This window comes from Roseateles sp. P5_E8, assembly GCF_054177665.1.
The window spans coordinates 22,852-43,785 of sequence record NZ_JBGCUM010000023.1 but is presented as its reverse complement, the minus strand read 5'-3'; the positions used below and the strand labels follow the sequence as shown (position 1 = coordinate 43,785).

The following is a 20,934-nucleotide window of genomic DNA, read 5'->3' as shown; positions in this document are numbered from 1 at the left end:
CCTTTCAGGAGCACAGCCATGAAGCATCTACTCGGCAGCCTGGCCTTTGCGGCCGCGCTCTGCAGCGGCGGGGCGGCCCACGCCGGCCTTGTCAACTTCGACAACCCCGGTGTCATAGCCATCGACAACAACACCGGCGTGGCCACTTACGCGGAAAGCGACTTCATCGTCAGCGGACCGGCGGCGAGTTTCCTGCCCATCGACGGCGCGCTGGTCGGCGGCTTCGACGCCACGCCCTTCACGTTCAGCCTGGCCGGCGGCGGTTTGTTTGGGCTGAAGTCCTTCGACCTGGCGCCGTATGACCTCGGTTTCGGCCCCGGCACGCTGTTCGTGGCCGGCCTGCTGGGCGGCGTGGAAGTGGCCTCGCGCAGCATCGAGTTGACGGGCGCCAGCAGCCTGTCGTTCGACGCGGCTTGGGCGAACTTGACCTCGGTCAGCTTCTCGGCGACAGGAGGCTTTGCGCTCGACAACATCGCAACGGTGCCGGAGCCGGGCAGCTTCGCGCTGGCGGGGGCGGGCTTGCTGCTGCTGGGGGCGATGCGGCGTCGGCGTTGACCGGCGTGCTCCGACTCCAAGGGGGCGGCTTCGGCCGCCCTTTTTCGTTCAGCGTGGGCTGGACGCCGCCCGCGCTGCGCGCACGACCTGCAACTCCGCCGTCAACCACTTCGCACTCTCCACCGGCGCTTTCCCCGCGCATCGCACGAGGTAGGGCTTGCCGCTCATGCTGCTGCTGGACGCGCCCCGCTCGATGAACTGCTCGGCCGTCTTCACCAGGTCCTTGCCTTCGAGGTAATCCAGCTTCTTCAGCAGATGAACTTTGGCGTCCGCGCCGGCGTACCAACTGCCGTTGCGGTTGAACTCGCAGCCGGAGGTTTGCAGGCGGGTGAGCAAGGTGTCGACTTCGGCGCGAGCCGGCGCCGGCAGTGGCGCGGCGCTGGCCGTGGCCATGAGCGTGCAGGCAAGCAGGGCATGGATGGCGCGCATGGATCTCAGCCCGGCGTGACGGCTTGCTGCAATGCGGCCATCGAGGCGCGCCAGTCGGCGGCCGACTCGCTGTCGTCCCACAGCTCGGCGAGCTCGGAGTCTTCCGCCACCACGCGGCTGACGACGCGGCGCGCCTTGTCCAGCAGCGCCGCTGACGGCCGCACGCCGATGCCGGTGATCCAGGCCTGCAGTCCTTCGGGGCCATCGGTGATCGGCGCGCTGCGGCCGAGCAACTGGGCCACCACCGCCACCGCCGCGACAGCCTCCTCGGCGTCGGGCGCCTCCACATAGCCGCCTGATGCGTCGAGCACGCGGTCCAGCGTGGCCTCAATGTGAGACAGGTCGGTCGCGTCCATCAGCACATAGGCCCAGTCGCTGGCGGTGTCGTTGGCAAAAGGTTCGTGTGACCAGGCACCCATGGGTGGTCCTTCGTTGATCGGTGAATGAAGCCGCAATGCGAGCGCTGCAGGGAGTTCGAAACGGGGCTCAAAGCGGAACTGTCCATCGCTGCAGCGGACTCGGCGATTCTGGCTGCGACTTCACGCCGCGCCTCCAGGCGTCGGGCAGCCCCCTAGAACTGCGCCCCACAGGTGACACCTGTCCACCCGCGGGTGACTGGCACGCCCTCGACGCCCCGACTATGTTCCGCCGCATCCCGACGCATCTGCCAGGGTCACTCAAGGAGCGCATATGCGTTGTATTGCCTTTGCCTTGCCGTTGTTGGCAGGCCTCTCAGCAGCCGTGCCGGCCTGTGCCGCCGACTTCGTCGCTCGCACCTCGGCCAGCGGCAGCCCCAGCGCTTCAGGCGAACAAAACTACTTTGCCAGCGGCAAGGCGCCGGTCGAGGCCCAGTCCGAGCACCAGGGCTCACGGCTGGTTCCCTACGATCCGATACCCGCTGTCGCACCCTTCGAGTCGCACACGCTCGTGCATTCGTTGGCCACGGCACGCGCCGACATGGGCGGCGTCCACCTGCTGGCCAACGCCAGCGGCCTGATTGAAGACGCCCAGCCCTTCTATACCTCCGCCTTCAGTGCACACGCGATGGCCAGTGGCGGCTTCGGCGACAGCTTCACCATAGTCGCGCCCGGCGCCGTGGGCATGCTGCAGGGCTCGGCCGGCTTCTCCGTCCACGCCTTGCTGAGCGGCGCGGCCCAGGTCGCCGGCTCGCTGGATCCGTCCATCCCGGGCAATGGCGAGGTGACGGTGAGCTGGACCGCGCGGATGGTGGTGAGCGGCGCCAGCGGCATCCTGGGCGACGTGCGGCTTTCGGGCGGCTGCAACAGCTTCACCAGCGTCAATGACGGGCTGTTCAGGTGTGGCGGCGATCCGCTGGGCCAGCATTCGATGAGCTTCAGCTTCGCCAGCGGCGAGACCCTGTCGGTCAGCATCGAAGGCGAGGTGCGCACCTCGGTCTTCGGTGCGCAGGGGCGTGGCGGCATGGCGCAGGCCGTCGGCCTGGCCGACTTTGGCCACACCATGGCCTGGGGCGGTTTCCAGGATGTCCGCGACTCACTCGGCAATCCGGTCGCGGGTTTCACGGCGCTGAGCGCCAGCACCGGCTTCAACTATGCGAACTCCTTCCCCTCCGCCATCCCGGAACCCTCGGCCTGGCTGCTGATGCTGTGCGGGCTGGCCGGGCTGACGCGGCTGGGCCAGCGGCGGCGTTGATCCCGAGGGCCGGCCTCAGAAGGCGGCCCAGTCGTCGTCACCGCCGGAAGTGCTGGCCAGCGCAGGCTGCTTTGCGGCGGCCGGAACTGCGCGGGCCTTGACGGGCACCGCAGCCGGCTTCGCCTTCGGTGCCGGCGCCGAGAACGACCGGGCCGGCTTGTGAATGGGGGCTTGCACCCGAGTCTGCGTCGCAGCCCGGCCGCCCACGTTGAACACGGCCACCGTCTCGGCCAGGCGTTGCGCCTGCTGCTTCATGCTTTCGGCGGCGGCGGCGGATTCCTCCACCAGGGCGGCGTTTTGCTGCGTGACCTGGTCCAGCTGCGCGACGGCGTCGCCCACCTGCTCGATGCCCTGCGTCTGCTCGTGGCTGGCGGAGCTGATTTCGCCGACCAGGTCGTTGACGCGTTGCACCTGGTTGACGATGTCGGTCATGGTCTGGCCGGCCTCGGTGACGAGGCGCGAGCCGGCGTCGACCTTCTCGACGCTCTGCTGGATCAGCACCTTGATCTCCTTGGCCGCCTGGGCGCTGCGCTGGGCCAGCGTGCGCACCTCGCCGGCCACCACCGCAAAGCCACGGCCCTGCTCGCCGGCGCGGGCGGCCTCCACGGCGGCGTTCAGCGCCAGGATGTTGGTCTGGAAGGCGATGCCGTCGATGGTGCCGATGATGTCGGAGATGCGCTTGGAGCTGTCGGTGATCTGGTTCATGGTGCTGACGACATTGCCCACCACGCTGCCGCCACGGCTGGCGACTTCCCGGGCGTTCTGCGCCAGCTGAGCGGCGGCGCGGGCGTTGTCGGCGTTCTGGCGCACGGTGGAGGTCAGCTCCTCCATGGACGCGGCGGTCTGCTGCAGGTTGGCGGCCTGCTCCTCGGTGCGCTGGCTCAGGTCGGCATTGCCGGCGGAGATCTGGGTGGCGGCCGTCGTCACCGACTCCACACCCTGGCGCACGTCCGTGACGATGGTGCGCAGCTTGTCGACCATGGCCGACAGCGCCTGGGCGAGCTGGGCGATCTCGTCCTTGCCTTGGGCGCGGATGGTCTGCGACAGGTCGCCGCCGGCCACGGCCTCGGCGATGCGCACGGCTTCGTTGAGCGGCGCGGTGATGGCCTTGGAGATGACCAGGCCCAGCATCACGGCCAGACCGGCGGCGACGGCGAGCGTGACCGAGAGGTAGATGCCGCTGTCGTGGAACTCCGTCTTGGCCTCACTCGCATCGGCCTTCGCGCCGTCCTCGTTGAACTTGACCAAGGCGTTCAGCGCCTGCTGCACGCCGTCAAAGGCCTTGGAGGAGTTGGCCACCTGGGCGATGGCTTCCTCCTGCTTGCCGGCCTTGGCCAGATCGAGCGACTTGTCGGTGGCGGCCACGTAGGCGGTCCACGCCTGCATCGCCGTGTCGAAGATCGCTTTCTCGTTGCTGTCCAGCAGGAAGTCCGCATAGTCCTTGCGGGCCTGCTCAAACACCTGCATGCCGTCCTTGTGCTTCTCGATGGCCTCGGCAAGGTGCGGCCCGGTGCTGACGGCGACACGGTACTCACGGGTGCGCACCCGGGTGGCGGCGTTGGCCATGCGGCCGCTGTCGCGCAGGCCGGAGACGCGGTAGACGAGGATCTTGTCCGTTTGCGCGTACATGCTGGACATCTGCTTCCAGGCCAGCGCGCCCAGCAGGGCCATCAGGGCCAGGACGCAGGAGAAGGCGACGGTCAGCTTGCCGCGCACGGTCAGGTTGCTCAGGAAGTTCATGGTGTGTTCCTAGATGTCAGACGGGGGCGGTCGCTTACGCAGCTTCCAGCGACGCGGGTGCGAAGGTGGCCATCAGGGCCTGGGTGTCCAGCAGCTGCAGGGTTCGCTGCGAGCCGGCCTGCGAGGCCGCCACGGTGATCAGGCCCTGCACCAGGCGGGTCGTCACGCCGAGCCGGGGCGGGCGCTGGATGTCGGCCGTCCTGAGGCTGACGACGTCGTCGACGGCGTCCACCACCAGGCCGGAGATGCGGCCGCCCACGTTCAGGATGACGGTCGCGGTGGCCGCCCCGATGCTGTCGTCCGAGCCCAGGATGGTGCGCAGGTCGACGACGGTGACGATGGTGCCGCGCAGGTCCAGCAAGCCGCGAACGCTGCGGGCCGCATTGGCCAGGCGCGTCGGCGCCTCGAAGCGGCGGATCTCCTGCACCTGCAGCAGCTCGACCGCGTAGTTCTCACCGCCCACCAGGAAGGTCAGCACCTCCTGGGCTCCACGTTCGCCGGCGGGGGTGTCGGGGTGCAGGGCCATGTCGTCTCCTCGGGTGTCGTTCGATGGAGACATAGTACGGAAATGAATAAAACAAACATAGTGAACAAATCACACGACAGACAAACAAAACAAACAAATTGAAGCTGCCGGGTTCCACAATGGAGGCCATGCGATTCCCCTCGTCGGAGCAGCCCACAAGGCGGCGATGGCACAAGCAAGTCCAGGAGGCAGAGATGAATGACGGAGCGACAGAACCAGCGATACCGGACATGCCGTCCGGCGTCTCTTTCGAGACCGGCCTGCGCCGCTGCCTCGGCCGCCTCGCCCTTTACGACCGCATCGCGCGGCGCTTTCTGGAGACGCGGGCAGGCGACGCCCGCAAGCTGCAGGCCGCCGTCGACCTGGGCGACCTGGACAGCGTCCGCAAGCTCTCGCACGACATCGCCTCCACGGCGGGCACGCTGGGCGCAGACGGTCTGTCGGCCACCGCCCTGGCCCTTCAGGCTGCCGCCGACGCGGGCGCCCATGCGGCCTCGCTGGCCCGGCTCGCCCAGCGCTTCACGGCCCAGCATGCCGAGGTGCTGGCCGCCCTGGCCGCCTATGCCCGCGGCGACGTGGACCTCAAAGCCATCGCACCAAGGAAGTCATAGCGTGCCCCGCAAGCCCATCACCACGTCACCCCGGTCCTACTCGACCGCCCACGTTGCCAAGCGCATGGGGGTGTCGATTCCCACCGTGCAGCGCTGGGTCGACGCCGGCCAGCTGCCGGCCTGGAAGACGCTTGGCGGCCACCGCCGCATCGACGCGGCGAGCGCCGATGCGCTCTTCGACACGCAGCAACCGGCCGAGCCGGCTCCCCCGGATGCCGCAGCAGCCACAGAAGCGCTCAAGGTCGTCATCGTCGACGACAACCCCGACGACCGGGACCTGCTGGCGGCTCTGGCGGAGGAAGCCTTTCCGGGAGCTGTCATCCAGGCCGTCGAGAACGGTTTCCTGGGTCTGCTGGCCATCGGCCAGTTGCGTCCGCAGGTCGTGCTGACGGACATTCAGATGCCCAAGATGGACGGCATTGAGCTGCTGCGCCAGCTGTCCCGCGAAGAGGCCGGCCTCCCGCAGGTGCTGGTGGCCGTGTCCAGCCTGGACGCGCAGCAGCTCGCGCAGCGCGGCGGCGTGCCGGAGGCCGTGCATCACATACAGAAGCCCATCACCGACCCCGACGCCTTCATCGCGCTGCTGCGGCGCGCGGCTCAAAGCTAGACCTGCCTGGGGAGGCTCTCATGTTCAAGACTCTTCGTTCCTCGCTCTACGTCATTGGCCTGGCCGGTGCCGGCGCCGTGCTGGCCGTGCTGGCCTGCTCGCTGTGGAGCTTCAACTCGCTGGCGCGCAATGCGACGATGGCGCAGGAAGCCTCCGCCGTGCTGGCCAACGCGCTGCCGCCGCCGCTCTACCTGATCGAGACGCGGCTGCTGCTGTCGCAGGTCATGGAGGGCTCGGTGCCCATCGTCACCGCCGAGGCCACGCTGGCGCGGCTGGAGCGCGAGAACCGCGCCGAGACGCAGCATTGGTCCAGCCACGGGCCCGAGGCGCTGCGGGCGTTGATCGCCGGCGACCTGGCGCGCACCAGCGGGCAGATATTTGCCGCCGCTCACCGCATGCTCGCCGCGGCGGCCAACGTCGATGACATCCAGGCCCGCATCGCCCTGCAGGACGCCCAGGTCGCCTACGAGCAGCACCGCCGGGCCGTCGATGCGACGGTGCACGTCAGCCGCGAGCTGGCCGACTCGTCCATGGCCTCGTTCGACCAGACGCGCAGCAGCGGCGGCCAGACGCTGGCGGCCATCGCGATGCTGGCCATCGCCGCCGCGGCCATCGGCTACACGCTGGCGCTGCAATCCATCCTCACGCCCATCGGCGCCTGCCTGGCGCTCGCCACCCGCGTGACCGGCGGGGACCTGTCCCTTGCGCCGGCCTCGTCGCGCAGCGATGAACTCGGCGACCTGCAGAACGCGCTGCGGGTCATGACGGTGCGGCTGGCCACCAGCCGTGACAACCTCATCCGCGCCCGTGAGGCCGCGGAGGCTGCCGCCCAGGCCAAGGCCGACTTCCTGGCCAACATGAGCCATGAAATCCGCACGCCGATGAACGCCATCCTGGGCCTGTCGCATATCGTGCTGCGCTCCGACCTGAGCGCCCGCCAGCGCGACTACCTGGAGAAGCTTCAGTCCGCCGGCAAATCGCTGCTGCGGCTGCTGAACGACGTGCTGGACCTGTCCAAGGTCGAGGCCGGCAAGATGGAGCTGGAAGCCGCGCCCTTCGAGCTCGACCGCGTGCTCGAAGAGGTCACGATGGTGCTCAACCTGCAGGTCGCCGACAAGCCCGTGGAGATCATCATTCGCCGCGACGAAGGCATCCCGCGCATGCTGCGTGGCGATGCGATGCGGCTCAAGCAGGTGTTGCTGAACCTAGGCAGCAACGCGGTGAAGTTCACCGCCAGGGGCGAGGTCGTCATCCAGGCCCGGTTGCTGGTCGGCGGTGCGGACAGCAACGAGATCGCCTTCTCGGTCGAGGACACCGGCATCGGCATGTCCGCCGAGGTGCGCGACAAGCTCTTCACCGCCTTCACGCAGGCCGACTCGTCCACCAGCCGCAAGTACGGCGGCACCGGCCTGGGCCTGGCCATCAGCCAGCGCATCGTGCAGCTGATGGGCGGCACGCTGAAGGCCGAGAGCGAGGAGGGCACCGGCAGCCGCTTCGGCTTCACCGCCACGCTGCTCGCCGACAGCCAGCAGGACCTGCCGCGCGCGAAGAAGATGCTCGACGCCCGTGCGTCGCTTCGCGGCCTGAAGGCGCTGGTGGTGGATGACAACTTCACCGCGCGGCTGACGATGGTGGCCATGCTGCGCTCCTTCGGCCTGGACGTGCAGGAAGCCGACTCGGGCCTGAGGGCGCTGGACATCGCGCGGGCCGTGCAGGCGACGGGCGAGAAGTTCAAGGTCGCCGTGGTCGACTGGCGCATGCCTGACCTCGACGGCTTCCAGGTCATCGATGCGCTGCGCGCGTCGGAGCCCATGTCCGACGCCTCCTTCATCATGGTCTCGGCCTACGACCGCGAGGTCGTCGAGGCGGCCATGGGCGGGCATTCGCTGGACGGCCTGCTGCAGAAGCCGGTCACGCCGTCCACGCTGCTGGACACGCTGCACGGCGTGCTCGTCCAGGCCCAGCCCTGGGACGAGGGCGACACCAGCGCCTGCGACGAGCTGGAGAAGTTCGACGGCACGGTGCTGGTGGTGGAAGACAACGAGATCAACCAGCTCGTCGCCGCCGAACTGCTGCGCGCCCACGGCGTGGAGTGCATGGTGGCCGACGACGCCGAGCAGGCCCTGTCCCAGCTCGGCAAGCGCCAGTTCGACGCCATCTTCATGGACGTGCAGATGCCCGGCATGGACGGCCTGCAGGCCACCCGCCTGGTGCGCAAGCTGCCGGGCTACGTCACCGTGCCCATCATTGCGCTGACGGCCAACTCGCTGCCCGGCGAGCGCGAGAAGTGCCTGGCGGCGGGGATGACGGACTACCTCAGCAAGCCCATCGAGCCGGAGCTGCTGTGCGCCTGCCTGGCGAAGTGGCTGAAAAAGGCGCGGGCGGTGGTGGTGAGCTGACGCCGGGAGAAGTCAAGTCGCCGCGACTTTGCGGGCGACCTCCTGCACGCAGGCCATGGCCCGCCGGGCCATCGGCGAGGGCGTGCGGTGCAAGAGCGTCGCGAGGCCCATCTCGGCGTAGACCGCCGGCAGGTCGGTCACTTCGAGCTGCACGAACTGGCCGGCCAGCACGGGATCGCGCATCGTGATGTCGGCGGCGGAGATCACGCTGTCGGTCGCGAGTGCCAAGGCGCGCAGCAATTCCGGGTCGGCGCACTCCAGCGCGGGAACCGGGGCCTGGCCGGCCGGCAGGCCGAGCAGCCGGGCGCACAAGGCCTTGTGGTGGCCAGGCAGCTTGATGGTCGCCAAGCCGAACTCCCAGGCCTGGGCGAAGCTGCAGGGCCGGCCTGCGAGCGGATGGCCGCTGCGAACGTAGAGATGCGCCGACAGGCGCCCCAGCGGGGTGATCTGCAGCAGGGGGTCCGCCGGCAGATCGCGCAGTTCCGCGACGAAGAATTCGATGTCCTCGGCCAGCAGGGATTGCAGCAGATGCTGCCAGTGGTTGGTTTCGAGGCGCACGCTTACGCCGGGGTACTGGCGGCGCAGCGCTATGAGCACGTCCGGCATGAGCGTGACGGCCATGAAGGACCCGGCGCCGAAGGCCGTGTTGCCCAACTCGCTGTCGCGGTAGAGCGCCGCATCACGCTGCAGCCCGCGCGCATCGAACAGCAGGCGGCGCGCCCGTTCGATGATGAAAGCGCCCGCGGGCGTGGGCTTGATCGGGCCGGTCTCGCGGTCGAACAGGCGCATGCCCAGCTCGTCCTCGATGGCCTTGATGCTGCGGCTGAAGGCGGGCTGGCTCAGATGCACACGCTCTGCGGCGCGCGCGAAATGACGCTCGTCGTCGAGGACCACCAGATGGGCCAGTTGCTTCAGGTTGACCATGCTCAATGCGCTCCTTGCATTGTTATGGAACATACATTGCATTGGACGCATGGCCCTGCCGGTGCGGAAATCGCGTCTCCCGCACAAGCCGCTCGAGCGGCGCCAGGAGACAAGATGAGCCTGCTACTGCAGAACGCACTGATCACGAGCCTGATTCTCGGCTTCGCCATGATGGAAATCATCAGCCGGCGCTACAAGACGACGGTGCAAGCCAGTGGCAACGACACCAAGCTTGAAGTGCTGATGTTCATCAGCCTGATCGCCATCACGCAGCCGCTGGCACTGCTGCTCTCCACCAAGCTGTGCCTGTGGCTGATGCCGGCCCAGCAGGGCGCCTGGGCCAGCCTGCCGTGGTGGGCGATGCTGGCGGCCTTCCTGGTCGCCGACGACATGACGCAGTACTGGTGGCACCGCCTGTCGCACACGCCGCTGTTGTGGCCGCTGCACCGGGCGCATCACTCGGCGCGGTATATGAGCATCCGCATCACCTACCGCAACAACTTCTTCTACTACCTGATGATGCCGGGGCTGTGGATGGCCGGGGTGCTGCTGTTCCTGGGCTGCGGCGAGGTCTTCCTGCCCTACATCGTGGTCAAGATCGCGGTCATTCTGGGCGCGCACTGCGCCTGGCGCTGGGACGAGCCGCTGTACCGCATCAAGGCGCTGAGCCCGCTGATGTGGATCGTCGAGCGCACCATCTCCACGCCGGCCACGCACGCCGCCCACCATGCGCTGACCAACAGCGACGGCATCGGCCACTACAAGGGCAACTACGGCAACCTGCTGTTCTTCTGGGACGTGCTGTTCGGCTCAGCCAAGATCACCCGGCGCTATCCAGCCGCCGTCGGCCTGCAGGACGACGTGCTGTTCGGCGACGAGCACTGGGCCGACCAGATGTTCTACCCGCTGTCGCAGTCCCGGCGCCAGCACTCCGCCCTGCGGCCTGGCGGCGAGCCCTTCGACGAAAGCGTGGAGGCGGTGGCCCTGGCCACTGCATCGACCCCGCGCCCGGTGGCCTGATTCCATGACACGAACACTCGAAGGCCGGGCCATCGCCGTCACCGGGGGATTTGGCGCGCTGGGCCGTGCGGTTGGCGCGGCGCTCGTCGCTGCCGGCGCCCGCGTTGCCCTGATCGACAGGGCCGAGGCCCCGGCGGCCCTGCCCGCCGGCGTGCTCGCGCTGGGTGCCGTCGACCTGAGCGCCGCGAACGGTGCCAACCAGGCCCTGGTCCTCGCGGCCCAGCGCCTCGGCGGGCTCGATGGCCTCGTCAACGTGGCGGGCGGCTTCACCTGGGAGACGGTGGCCGCCGGCAGCGTCGACACCTGGGATCGCATGTATTCGATCAATGTCCGTACCGCGCTGCTCGCCTCGCAGGCGGCGTTGCCGCACCTGCTGGCGCGCGGCGCCGGGCGCATCGTCAACATCGGCTCGCTCGGCGCCGGCCAGGGTGGCCTGGGCACGGGCGCCTATGCCGCCTCCAAGGCCGCCGTGGCGCGCCTGACCGAGGCGCTGGCCGAGGAATTCAAGGACCGCGGCATCACCGTCAATGCCGTGCTGCCCGGTGTGATCGACACCGCCGCCAACCGCGCCGACATGCCGCAGGCCGACTTCAGCCGCTGGGTGACGCCCGAGGCGCTGGCAGGGGTGATCCTGTTCCTGCTGTCCGATGCTGCGGCAGCCATCAATGGTGCCCTCATCCCCGTCAAGGGCCGCGGTTGACTGCCGGCCGCAACCCGTCCACCGAGGAGACGCCATGAACGCGCGCCACCCCGAACTCGACGCCACCCAGGTTGTGCCCGAGTTCCAGCACTGCCTGGACGCGCAGCGCGCCGCCTACCTGGCCGACCCCGAGCCCGACTTCGCGCAGCGCAAGGCCGACCTGCAGACCCTGGCCCGCCTGCTGAAGGACAACCGCCAGGCCCTGGTGGAGGCGATCTGCGCCGACTACGGCAGCCGCTCCGAGTTCGAGACCCTGTTTGCCGAGTACTTCGTCGTGCTGGAAACGATCCAGGACAACATCAGCAACCTCAGGCGCTGGATGAAGCCGCAGCGCCGGCACATCGACGTGCTGCTCTACCCCGGCGCCCGCAACCGCGTGATCCCGCAGCCGCTGGGCGTGGTCGGCGTGATCGTGCCCTGGAACTTTCCGCTCAACCTGTCCTTCAGCCCGCTGGCCGCCATCTTTGCGGCCGGCAACCGCTGCATGGTCAAGATGAGCGAGAACTCGCAGCACCTGGCGGCGCTGCTGATGCAGATCAGCCCGCGCTACTTCCCCGAGACCAAGCTGCGCTTCTTCGCCGATGGCGGCGGGCGCGGCCCGGCGTTCTCGGCGCTGCGCTTCGACCACCTGCTGTTCACCGGCTCCGGTGCCACCGGCCGCGCGGTGATGGCCAATGCGGCGCGCAATCTCGTGCCGGTCACGCTGGAACTTGGTGGCAAGGCGCCGGCCATCGTCGCGCCCGACTTCCCCATCAAGACGGCGGCCGAACGCATCATGTGGGTGAAGATGTTCAACGCCGGGCAGATCTGCACCAACGTCGACTACGTCTTCCTGCCCGAGGGCCGGGCCGATGCGTTCGCCGCGCACTGCAAGGCCCTGGTACGCCAGCGCTATCCCGACCTCAACCACGGCGACTACACGGCCATCATCGACGAGCGCAGCTACGCGCGCCTGACCGCCATGCTCGAAGACGCCCGCGCCAAGGGGGCCCGTATCGTCAACCTGGCCGAAGGGCAGCAGCCCGACGCGGCGGCACGCAAGTTCCCGCCGCACCTGGTGATCGACCCCACGCCCGACATGCTCGTCTCGCAGGGCGAGATCTTCGGCCCCCTGCTGCCGGTGCGCAGCTATCGCACGAAGGAAGAGGTTGCCGGCTACATCAACGGCAACGACCGGCCGCTGGCGATCTATCCCTTCACGCACGACCGCGCGCTGCAGGACTGGTACATCCGCCATGTGATGTCCGGCGGCGTGTCCGTCAACGAGGGCCTGCTGCACGTCGGCCAGCACGACCTGCCCTTCGGCGGCGTCGGCGCCAGCGGCATGGGCCACTACCACGCGCGGGAAGGCTTCAACACGTTCTCCAAACTGCGCCCGGTGTTCCGCCAGGGCCCGTTCTCGGGCATCCAGCTGATGTTCCAGCCGCCGTATGCCGGTCGGGCCATGAAGCTGCTGAACCTGCTGATCCGGCTGAAGACGGGCCGCTGAGCGGCGCACGTCTCCTAGCGGCGCGTCAGCAGCATCGCGTCGCCGTAGCTGAAGAAGCGGTAACGCTCGCGGATGGCATGGCGGTACAGGGCCATGACCAGATCATGGCCGGCAAGTGCGCTGACCAGCATCATCAGCGTGCTCTTGGGCAGGTGGAAGTTGGTCACCAGCCGGTCGACGACGCGGAACTGGAAGCCCGGCGTGATGAAGATGTCCGTCTCGCGGGCGCCGGCTTGCAGCTCACCGCCTCGGGCGGCCGATTCCAGCGCGCGCAGCGTCGTCGTGCCCACCGCCACCACACGGCCGCCACGGGCTTTGCAGGCGGCTATTGCCGCCACCGTCGACTGCGGCACCTCGAACCACTCGCTGTGCATCTTGTGTTCGGCCAGCGTCTCGACGCGCACCGGCTGGAAGGTGCCGGCGCCGACGTGCAGCGTCACGTGCGCGGTGTCGACGCCACGCTCGGCCAGGCGCGCCAGCAAGGCCTCGTCAAAGTGCAGGGCAGCGGTGGGCGCGGCGACGGCGCCGGGCTCCTTGGCGAAGACGGTCTGGTAGCGGCGCTCGTCCTCGGCATCGTCGGCATGGGCGATGTAGGGCGGCAGCGGCACATGGCCGTGGGCATCCAGCAGCGCGAAGGGGTCGCCGGCAAAGCGCAGATGGAAGAGACCGTTGTCCGGCCCGCAGCGGCCCAGCACCTCGGCGTCGAAGGCATCGGCAAAGCGCACGCGGCCGCCGGGCTTGGGGCTCTTGCTGGCGCGCAGGTGCATCCAGACTTCCTGCGTGCCGGGCAGCACGCGCTCAACCAGCGCCTCGACGGAACCGCCAGTCGCCTTGACGCCAAACAGCCGCGCCTTGATGACACGGGTGTTGTTGAAGACCAGCAGGTCGCCGGGTGACAGCAGATCGGGCAGCTCGCGGAAGACGCGGTCCACCGGCTCGGTGCCGCTGGCGTCCAGCAGCCGCGACGCACTGCGCTCAGACGCAGGATGCTGAGCGATCAGCTCGGGCGGGAGGTCGAAATCGAAGTCGGCAACGGTCAGCTCAGGCATGGGGCCGGGATTGTCTCAGCCCCTGCCAATCTATTTACGGCTTGGCGAGGTGCCAGACCTGGTTGACGTTGTCGCCGGTGCGGTCACCGGGCTTGCTGTCCTTGACCCAGCCATAGACCGGCTTGCCCTTGTAGGCCCACTGCTTGCTGCCGTCGTCGCGGGTCACGACGGTCCAGTCGCCTTCGGCCTTGGCCTCGGCGGCGGCCGGCAGCGGCGGCCAGTTGGTGGCGCAGCGGTCGTTGCAGTTGCTCTTGTTCGCGGCGTCGCGGTCGAAGGTGTAGAGCGACAGGCCGTTGGGGCCGACGAAGACGCCGTCGACGGCTTGCGCCGGCGGGGCGGCTTGGGCGGACGCGGCAAAGCCGATGGCAATGAGGGCAAGCAGGGAAGAACGCATGGAACAAGGCTCCGGGAATGAAGGCGAGCACGGTAATGCGGGGCCTTGCAGATGCCTACGAAGGAAATCGCGTTTGCATCTGTGCAAGTCGTCGCCGCCACAATGCGGCCCCATGCCAGAGGCCGCCGCCGAACCCAGCAAAGCGCAGACCAAATCCGCCCCGCAGAAGGCGATGGAAAAGCTCGGCCTGCTGCGCGACATCGACCTGGCCCTGCACCTGCCGATGCGTTACGAGGACGAGACCCGCGTCATCCCCATCGCCGCGCTGCGCGAGAACGAGCCGGCGCAGGTGGAGGGCGTCGTCACCGACTGCCAGATCGAGATGCGCAGCCGCCGCCAGTTGCTGGTGCGCGTGAAGGACGAGTCCGGCACCTTGCTGCTGCGCTTCCTGAACTTCTACCCGGCGCAGCAAAGGCAGATGTCGGCGGCCACGCGGCTGCGCATCCGCGGCGAGGCGCGGGTCGGCTTCTTCGGGCGCGAGATGGTGCACCCGGTCGTCAAGGTCGTGGACGAGGACACGCCGCTGGCCGCATCGCTCACGCCGGTCTACCCGGCCTCCGCGCAGCTGCCGCAGGCCTATCTGCGCAAGGCCGTGGCCTCGGGCCTGGCGCGGGCGGACCTGCGCGAGATCCTGCCGGCCGGCGTCGTGCCGCGCGGCCTGCCCAGCCTGAAGGACGCGCTGAACTACCTGCACCATCCGCCGCCAAACGCCTCGCAGGACGCACTGCACGAGCACCACCACCCGGCCTGGCACCGCCTCAAGTTCGAGGAGCTGCTGGCCCAGCAGTTGTCGCAGCTGCAGGCCCAGCGCGAGCGCGCGCTGCTGGTGGCGCCGGCATTGCGCGGCCGGCCCGGCGGCCTGCACGAGAAGCTGCTGGCGGCGCTGCCCTTCCAGTTGACCGGTGCCCAGCAACGCGTGTCGGAAGAGATCGCGCAAGACCTGGCCCGGCCCCAGCCCACCCACCGGCTGCTGCAGGGCGACGTCGGATCGGGCAAGACGGTGGTGGCCGCGCTGGCCGCGGCCGTCGCCATCGACGCCGGCTGGCAGTGCGCGCTGATGGCGCCCACCGAGATCCTGGCCGAGCAGCACTTCCGCAAGCTCATCGGCTGGCTGGAGCCGATGGGGCTGAAGGTCGCGTGGCTCACCGGCAGCGTGAAGGGCAAGGCGCGGCAGAAGATGCTGGACGCGGCGGCGTCGGGCGAGGCCCAGCTCGTCATCGGCACGCATGCCGTCATCGAGGACAAGGTCAAGTTCGCCAAGCTGGGCCTGGCCATCATTGACGAGCAGCATCGCTTTGGCGTCGCCCAGCGGCTGGCCCTGCGCAACAAGCTCAAGGCGATGGACCTGGAGCCGCACATGCTGATGATGAGCGCCACGCCCATCCCGCGCACGCTGGCCATGACCTACTTCGCCGACCTGGACGTCTCCACCATCGACGAGCTGCCGCCCGGTCGCAGCCCCATCGTCACCAAGGTGTTCACCGAGTCCAAGCGCCACGACGTGGTCGACAAGATCCGCATGGCGGTGGCCGACGGCGCCCAGGTCTACTGGGTCTGCCCGCTGGTGGAGGAGAGCGAGGCCGTGGACCTGCGCAACGCGACCGAGACGCACGCGGAATTGAGCGAGACGCTGGCCGGCACGCCCGTCGGCCTGCTGCACGGCCGCATGGCCTCGGGCGAGAAGGCGGCCGTGATGGCGCAGTTCGCCAGCGGCGCGACGAGCGTGCTGGTGGCCACCACGGTCATCGAGGTCGGCGTGGATGTGCCCAACGCCAGCCTGATGGTCATCGAGCATGCCGAGCGTTTTGGCCTGGCGCAGCTGCACCAATTGCGTGGCCGCGTGGGGCGCGGGTCCAAGGCCAGCGTCTGCGTGCTGATCTACAGCCCGCCGCTGTCCGACACCGGCAAGGCGCGGCTCAAGGCCATGGCCGAGACGACCGACGGCTTCGAGATCGCGCGCCGCGACCTGGACATCCGCGGGCCGGGCGAGTTCATGGGCTCGCGCCAGAGTGGCGCCGAGCTGCTGCGCTTTGCCGACCTGCAGGAGGACGCACCCCTGCTCGTCGCCGCCCGCGCGCTTGCGCCGCAGCTGCTGGACGAACACCCCGAGGCGGCGCGCCGCCAGGTGGTGCGCTGGCTGGGGACGAAGGCGGAGTTCCTGAAGGCCTAGAAGGCGTGGAGGTCCCGCCTCACTTGCAGCTGAAGCTCTTCGCGTTGACTTCCCTGACGTTGCCGGCGCCGCAGGTGGCCAGCGCGCGTTCGCTGTTCTTGGCCATGGCGTCGGCGTCGAATGCGTTGGACGAGCCAGACGGCGGCGCGAAGACGCAGGCGCTCAGCAGGACGGCGGCGACGGAAGCGGCTGTGAAGGAAGCAAAGCGGTTCATTCGAGTTCTCGGGGTCAGGTGTTGAGAGGCCTGCATCGTCGTCGAAGCCGGCCGCCCGCCCTCCCGATAAGCGATGGACTGCAGATCGCGAGGGACAGGCTGCAAAGCCCTCACAGCTCCAGCTTCTCGCGCAGCAGTTTGGCCTGCCGCCGCGACACCTCGACCTGGTGGCCGTCCTTCAGCGTTACGCGGTAGCCGTCGTTGCTCCAGGGTGCGATGCCCTGGATCCAGCGCAGGTTGATGAGGTGGCTGCGGCTGGCGCGGAAGAAGAGCTGGGGGTCCAGCCTTTCCTCCAGACTGGTGAGCGTGCGGGCGAGCAGCGGGCGCTGTCCGTCGAACCAGGCCTGGGCGTAGTTGCCGCAGGCTTCAAACCCGGCGATGTCGCCCAGGCGCACGAACCAGCAGCGCTCGCCATCGCGCAGGAAGACCATGTCGTCCGCGCCCTTCAGCGCCGAGGCCGATGCCGACGCAGTGACCGGCGTGGGCCGCAGCCGCTCGCGGGCCTTGGTCAGCGCGGCCGCCAGCCGGTCGGCATCGATGGGCTTGAGCAGGTAGTCCAGCGCGTTGCGCTCGAAGGCGGCCAGCGCGTGCTGGTCATAGGCAGTCGTGAAGACGACCAGGGGCATGTGCTCCAGCTGGTCGAGCAGGTCGAAGCCGGTGGCGCCGGGCAGCTCGACGTCCAGCAGCAGCAGCTCGGGCCGCAGCGTCTCGATGGCCTCGCGCGCGGGCGCCAGCTCGGCGGCCTCGCCGACGATGTCGGCATCGGGGATGGCGGCGAGCAGTGTGCGCAGCTCCTGGCGGGCCAGGCGCGAGTCTTCGACGATGTAGATCTTCACTGGTGCACCCTTCGCGCTACGCGCTGTCCCGCCAAGCGGGAGTGAGCTTGCTTGGGACGGCCCGGCGCGGCGCTCATGCCATCAGCTCCACGGTCACGGTGACGCGGCCATCCGCCGCCTCGATGCGGCAGCCCGCGCCATCGCCGCCGGCACGCGCCAGGCGCTCGCGCAGGTGGGCCAGGCCCAGGCCGGTGCTGTCCGCCGAGCCAGACCCTCCGGGCGTCCACTGCCCAGGGTTGCTGACGGCCACCGCCAGCCGCGCGCCGTCGCGCCTCAGGCCGATGTCGACAACGCCGCCGCCCGACGTGCGCGCGATGCCGTGCTTGATGGCGTTCTCCACCAGCAGCTGCAGCAGCATGGGCGGCACGCTGGCGCCAGTCGTGGCGGGGTCGATCTGCCAGTCCACGCGCAGCCTCTCCTCGTGGTGCAGTTGCTCCAGCGCGATGTAGTCGCGCACGACGGCCAGTTCGTCGGCCAGCGGCACGCGCTCCTTGGCGCTGTGCTGCAGCGTGTGGCGCAGCGTGTTGGACAGGCGGCTCAGCATCTCGCGGGCACGGGTCGGGTCTTCATTGATGAGGGCGCGCAGGTTGTTCAGCGCGTTGAACAGGAAGTGCGGGTTGATCTGGGCGCGCAGCACCTGCAGCTCCAGCTCGCGGGCTGCCGTCTCGGCCTTCCACTTGGCGATCTCTCCGGAGCGCCAGCGTTCGATCATTTGCAGCCCCACCCAGACCGCCATCCACAGCCACAGCAGGATGCTGGTATTGAACGTGTAGACCAACAGGACCAGGAAGCTCCTCGGCATGCCCGGAGGGAATTCCAGCAGGCCTAGCGCCACGCCGGCCCGGTTGACGAAGAAGACCACGATCTGCAGCACGACGGCAAAAAGCGGCGGGACCAGCAGCAGGCGCAGCAGCAGGCCGCGTGGGGGCTCGTCCAGCCAGGCCTGGCGCAGTGCAAGGGCGCGCAGCGCCTCGCTGATAACCCACAGACCCGCAGCGATGGACACCATGACAAAGGCCATGGAGCCGCTCAGCGGACCGAAGTTGGCAATCATCACGAGCGAGATGCCGACGTAGCTGCTCCACAGCAGCCCCTGCACGACCGCTCGTCTGCGCGTGTTCATTTCTCTCCCGCTCCTGGTTTTACTTTGCAGCCAGGAAGCCCTTGATCTCGCCCACCAGCCAGTCGGCATCGTCCCACATGAGGAAGTGATAGCCGCGCTGGCTCATGACCACCTTGGTGCCTTTCAGGCCGGCGTACTGCGCCTCGAAGATGGCTTGCGTGCTCGCCAGCGTGGAGCCCATGGGTTCGAAGGCCGCCCAGGCGCCCAGCACCAGCGTCGGCGCGGTGATCTTGGGCAGCAGCGGGCGCAGGTCGTCGCCCCACAGCTCGGACATGGCCTGCGCCGTGGTGGCGCGGTCACTGGCCAGGCCCCAGGCGACGACGCGCTCGGCGTTGGCGGGGCTCCGGCTCATGCCGCCCGCGCCCTGGCGGGTGCCGGCTTCCCACTGCTCCTTGGTCGCGCCCAGCATCTGCTGGCGCATGCCGGCGGCGACGCCACGCGCCGCTTCGGGCGTCATGCCGCGGATGCCGGCCAGGAAGGGCAGGCTGTCGACGATGACCAGGCGTTCGATGCGGCCCGGCTTCTCGGCCGCCATCTGCAAGGCCAGCGTGCCGCCCAGGCTGTGGCCGATGACGACGGGCTGCGCCAGCTTGCGGTCGTCCAGATAGGCCAGCAGGCGGTCGCGCATACCGGCCTGGAAGTTCTCGATCGCCACCGCCGGCGCGCCGGCAAAGCCGGGCAGCTGCACGATGTGGCATTGCACGCCGGGCTGCAGCGCGGCGCAGGTCTCGGTCCAGACGCCAGCGGCGCTGTTCAGGCCCGGGATCATGACGACCGGCCGACCCTGGCCGACGACCTCGACGCGCAGGTCGCGGAACTCGACGGGTGCGGCCTGGCTGTTGCTGACGTAGAGCGCGGTCAGGATGCCGATTGCGGCGCCGAACAGGCCGGTCCAGGAACGCTTGCTGTTGAACATGGTGTCTCCATCTAGGTTGCGATGGACGGCATGTTGCCCAGCTCACCCGCCACCGGCAGGGGCCGGATGACGAGCGGCGAGACGCCGGGACGAGTGGCGAGCCGGCGGGGCGAGCGGGCCTACTTCAGCCCTTACTTGAGGCGTTGGGCCCAGTACACCAGCACCTCGACCCGGGGCTCGATGTCCGTCTGGCTGTAGGTGTAGGTCGGCACGACGTTGATCGCGTCCAGCGTGTTCAGGCCCGAGATGATGCGGCCGAAGACGGCGTAGCCGGGGTCGGTGGCGCTCTTGTAGTCCAGGCTGGTGTTGTCCACCACGTTGAAGAAGAACTGGCTGGTGGCCGAATCGGCGTCGCTGCGGCGCGCCATGGCGATGGTGCCGCGCAGATTGGACAGGCCGTTGTTGCTCTCCAGCTTGATGGGCGCGTACAGCGGCGTCTTGGTCACCATGCCGCTGGTGTAGCCGCCGCCCTGCACGATGAAGTCGCGGTCGACGCGGTGGATCAGCGTCTTTGTGTAGAAGCCCGCGGCGACGTATTTGTAGAAGTTGGCGACCGTCTGCGGCGAGTAGGTGTCGTAGAGCTCGACGACGATCTCGCCGCTGCTCGTCAGCATGCAGACCGTGCCAAAGGTCGACGCCGCCGATGCGGCCAGGCCCGCCGCGCTGCAGGACAGCGTGGGCGCATTGGGCGTGGGGTTGGGTTGCGGGTACTGCGTGCCACCGCCGCCGCCCCCACCACCGCCATCGTGGTCGTGATAACCACCGCCGCCACCGCAGGCGGCCAGGGTCAGGACGAACGAAAGGGCGGCAAGACGGCGCAGCATGGCAGGACCCGGGAGTGGCTGGGCCTGCCCAACGGGCCGGCAGCCAATGCCGCCGACACGCTGAATCAAGTGGTTACCGTAAATCCGGGCTCAGGTCAGAGCGGGATCACCTTCGCTTCGGTGACGGTCACGTCGGACAGCGGCACGTCCGAGGCATTCGTCGACACGGCCTTGATCTTGTCCACCACATCCAGGCCCAGCGTCACTTGGCCGAAGACGGCATAGCCGGGGTTGGACGAGTTCTGGTAGTTCAGGCTCGTGTTGTCGACCACGTTGATATAGAACTGGCTGGTCGCGCTGTCCGGCACCGCGGTGCGGGCCATGGCGAGCGTGCCGCGCACATTGGAAAGGCCGTTCAGGCTCTCCAGCGCGATGGGGCCGTAGGTAGGCGTCTTGTCCTGCAGTGCGCCAGCCCCGTTGCGGGCGACGCCGCCACCCTGGATGACGAAGCCGGCGATGACGCGGTGGAAGACGGTGCCGTTGTAGAAGCCGTCGTTCACGTACTTCAGGAAGTTGTCTACCGAGAGGGGCGCGTGGGTGCGGTCCAGGCCCAGCTCGATGACGCCCTGGCTGGTCGTCAGGCGCACCTTGTGGGTGACGGTCAGCACCACGGGCGTGGGAGTGGGCGTCGTCGGTGTGCTGCTGCCACCACCGCCGCCGCCGCAGGCTGCCAGACTCAGGAGGAGAGAAGCCGTCAGGGCCAGCAGGGGCCGGCGGCGGAGTCGATTCGATGTCAT

22 protein-coding genes are annotated in these 20,934 nt (G+C 68.8%); 9 read left to right on the top strand and 13 right to left on the bottom strand.

Going from position 1 to position 20,934, the window contains the following annotated elements:
* The first annotated feature begins 18 nt into the window (after positions 1 to 18).
* Positions 19 to 555 (top strand): PEP-CTERM sorting domain-containing protein, encoded by a 537-nt coding sequence (locus tag ACXRVZ_RS15155; protein ID WP_457417993.1) that lies wholly within the window; start codon positions 19 to 21, stop codon positions 553 to 555.
* A 48-nt stretch (positions 556 to 603) separates the two neighbouring features.
* Here ACXRVZ_RS15155 and ACXRVZ_RS15150 read toward each other — a convergent pair whose 3' ends face one another.
* Both ACXRVZ_RS15150 and ACXRVZ_RS15145 read right to left on the bottom strand, forming a co-directional pair.
* Positions 604 to 984: a DUF5329 domain-containing protein gene (locus ACXRVZ_RS15150; RefSeq protein ID WP_457417995.1), complete on the bottom strand. Its 381-nt coding sequence runs from the start codon at positions 982 to 984 to the stop codon at positions 604 to 606.
* 5 nt (positions 985 to 989) lie between these two features.
* Entirely contained in the window at positions 990 to 1,403 is a 414-nt protein-coding gene (locus tag ACXRVZ_RS15145; RefSeq protein WP_457417997.1) for a DUF4259 domain-containing protein, read from the bottom strand.
* Between the two features lie 271 nt (positions 1,404 to 1,674).
* Here ACXRVZ_RS15145 and ACXRVZ_RS15140 point away from each other — a divergent pair, with 271 nt between their 5' ends.
* A complete protein-coding gene (locus ACXRVZ_RS15140; protein WP_457417999.1) occupies positions 1,675 to 2,655 on the top strand; it encodes a hypothetical protein in 981 nt (326 codons plus the stop codon).
* Between the two features lie 15 nt (positions 2,656 to 2,670).
* On the opposite strand, the gene ACXRVZ_RS15135 is transcribed toward ACXRVZ_RS15140, so the two are convergent.
* Positions 2,671 to 4,395 (bottom strand): methyl-accepting chemotaxis protein, encoded by a 1,725-nt coding sequence (locus ACXRVZ_RS15135; RefSeq protein ID WP_457418001.1) that lies wholly within the window; start codon positions 4,393 to 4,395, stop codon positions 2,671 to 2,673.
* Between the two features lie 34 nt (positions 4,396 to 4,429).
* Positions 4,430 to 4,921 (bottom strand): chemotaxis protein CheW, encoded by a 492-nt coding sequence (locus ACXRVZ_RS15130; RefSeq protein WP_457418003.1) that lies wholly within the window; start codon positions 4,919 to 4,921, stop codon positions 4,430 to 4,432.
* Positions 4,922 to 5,151: 230 nt separating this feature from the next.
* Between ACXRVZ_RS15130 and ACXRVZ_RS15125 the strand changes: the two genes are divergently transcribed.
* Genes ACXRVZ_RS15125 through ACXRVZ_RS15115 form a run of 3 tightly spaced genes read left to right on the top strand, consistent with a single transcriptional unit; the run spans position 5,152 to position 8,538 of the window.
* Positions 5,152 to 5,532 (top strand): Hpt domain-containing protein, encoded by a 381-nt coding sequence (locus ACXRVZ_RS15125; RefSeq protein WP_457418005.1) that lies wholly within the window; start codon positions 5,152 to 5,154, stop codon positions 5,530 to 5,532.
* A gap of 1 nt (position 5,533) precedes the next feature.
* Complete coding sequence (locus ACXRVZ_RS15120; RefSeq protein WP_457418007.1) at positions 5,534 to 6,139, top strand: response regulator; 606 nt, start codon at positions 5,534 to 5,536, stop codon at positions 6,137 to 6,139.
* A gap of 20 nt (positions 6,140 to 6,159) precedes the next feature.
* Positions 6,160 to 8,538, top strand: coding sequence for a response regulator (locus ACXRVZ_RS15115; protein WP_457418009.1), 2,379 nt, complete (start codon positions 6,160 to 6,162; stop codon positions 8,536 to 8,538).
* 12 nt (positions 8,539 to 8,550) lie between these two features.
* Here ACXRVZ_RS15115 and ACXRVZ_RS15110 read toward each other — a convergent pair whose 3' ends face one another.
* A complete protein-coding gene (locus ACXRVZ_RS15110; RefSeq protein WP_457418011.1) occupies positions 8,551 to 9,462 on the bottom strand; it encodes a LysR family transcriptional regulator in 912 nt (303 codons plus the stop codon).
* Between the two features lie 114 nt (positions 9,463 to 9,576).
* Between ACXRVZ_RS15110 and ACXRVZ_RS15105 the strand changes: the two genes are divergently transcribed.
* The 3 genes from ACXRVZ_RS15105 to ACXRVZ_RS15095 are packed head-to-tail and all read left to right on the top strand — an operon-like array spanning position 9,577 to position 12,671.
* The gene (locus tag ACXRVZ_RS15105) at positions 9,577 to 10,482 is read left to right on the top strand and encodes a sterol desaturase family protein (RefSeq protein WP_457418013.1); all 906 of its coding nucleotides are present in this window, start codon (positions 9,577 to 9,579) and stop codon (positions 10,480 to 10,482) included.
* Positions 10,483 to 10,486: 4 nt separating this feature from the next.
* Complete coding sequence (locus ACXRVZ_RS15100) at positions 10,487 to 11,182, top strand: SDR family NAD(P)-dependent oxidoreductase (RefSeq protein ID WP_457418015.1); 696 nt, start codon at positions 10,487 to 10,489, stop codon at positions 11,180 to 11,182.
* Positions 11,183 to 11,216: 34 nt separating this feature from the next.
* Entirely contained in the window at positions 11,217 to 12,671 is a 1,455-nt protein-coding gene (locus ACXRVZ_RS15095) for a coniferyl aldehyde dehydrogenase (RefSeq protein WP_457418017.1), read from the top strand.
* A gap of 14 nt (positions 12,672 to 12,685) precedes the next feature.
* Here the strand turns inward: ACXRVZ_RS15095 and queA are convergent, their stop codons facing one another.
* A complete protein-coding gene (gene queA, locus ACXRVZ_RS15090; protein ID WP_457418019.1) occupies positions 12,686 to 13,720 on the bottom strand; it encodes a tRNA preQ1(34) S-adenosylmethionine ribosyltransferase-isomerase QueA in 1,035 nt (344 codons plus the stop codon).
* A 34-nt stretch (positions 13,721 to 13,754) separates the two neighbouring features.
* A complete protein-coding gene (locus tag ACXRVZ_RS15085; RefSeq protein WP_457418021.1) occupies positions 13,755 to 14,114 on the bottom strand; it encodes a COG4315 family predicted lipoprotein in 360 nt (119 codons plus the stop codon).
* A gap of 112 nt (positions 14,115 to 14,226) precedes the next feature.
* Here ACXRVZ_RS15085 and recG point away from each other — a divergent pair, with 112 nt between their 5' ends.
* Positions 14,227 to 16,284 carry an ATP-dependent DNA helicase RecG gene (recG, locus tag ACXRVZ_RS15080; protein ID WP_457418023.1) on the top strand — a complete coding sequence of 686 codons (2,058 nt, stop codon included), beginning with the start codon at positions 14,227 to 14,229 and terminating at the stop codon, positions 16,282 to 16,284.
* A 19-nt stretch (positions 16,285 to 16,303) separates the two neighbouring features.
* Here the strand turns inward: recG and ACXRVZ_RS15075 are convergent, their stop codons facing one another.
* The 6 genes from ACXRVZ_RS15075 to ACXRVZ_RS15050 form a co-directional block, all read right to left on the bottom strand.
* Positions 16,304 to 16,498: a hypothetical protein gene (locus tag ACXRVZ_RS15075; protein WP_457418025.1), complete on the bottom strand. Its 195-nt coding sequence runs from the start codon at positions 16,496 to 16,498 to the stop codon at positions 16,304 to 16,306.
* Between the two features lie 110 nt (positions 16,499 to 16,608).
* Positions 16,609 to 17,334 carry a LytR/AlgR family response regulator transcription factor gene (locus tag ACXRVZ_RS15070; RefSeq protein ID WP_457418027.1) on the bottom strand — a complete coding sequence of 242 codons (726 nt, stop codon included), beginning with the start codon at positions 17,332 to 17,334 and terminating at the stop codon, positions 16,609 to 16,611.
* Between the two features lie 73 nt (positions 17,335 to 17,407).
* On the bottom strand, positions 17,408 to 18,457 hold the full coding sequence (locus ACXRVZ_RS15065; RefSeq protein ID WP_457418029.1) for a sensor histidine kinase: 1,050 nt from the start codon (positions 18,455 to 18,457) through the stop codon (positions 17,408 to 17,410).
* A gap of 19 nt (positions 18,458 to 18,476) precedes the next feature.
* Positions 18,477 to 19,373, bottom strand: a complete 897-nt coding sequence (locus tag ACXRVZ_RS15060; protein ID WP_457418031.1) for an alpha/beta fold hydrolase — start codon at positions 19,371 to 19,373, stop codon at positions 18,477 to 18,479.
* Positions 19,374 to 19,504: 131 nt separating this feature from the next.
* Entirely contained in the window at positions 19,505 to 20,197 is a 693-nt protein-coding gene (locus tag ACXRVZ_RS15055; RefSeq protein ID WP_457418033.1) for a peptidylprolyl isomerase, read from the bottom strand.
* A gap of 95 nt (positions 20,198 to 20,292) precedes the next feature.
* Entirely contained in the window at positions 20,293 to 20,934 is a 642-nt protein-coding gene (locus ACXRVZ_RS15050; protein WP_457418035.1) for a peptidylprolyl isomerase, read from the bottom strand.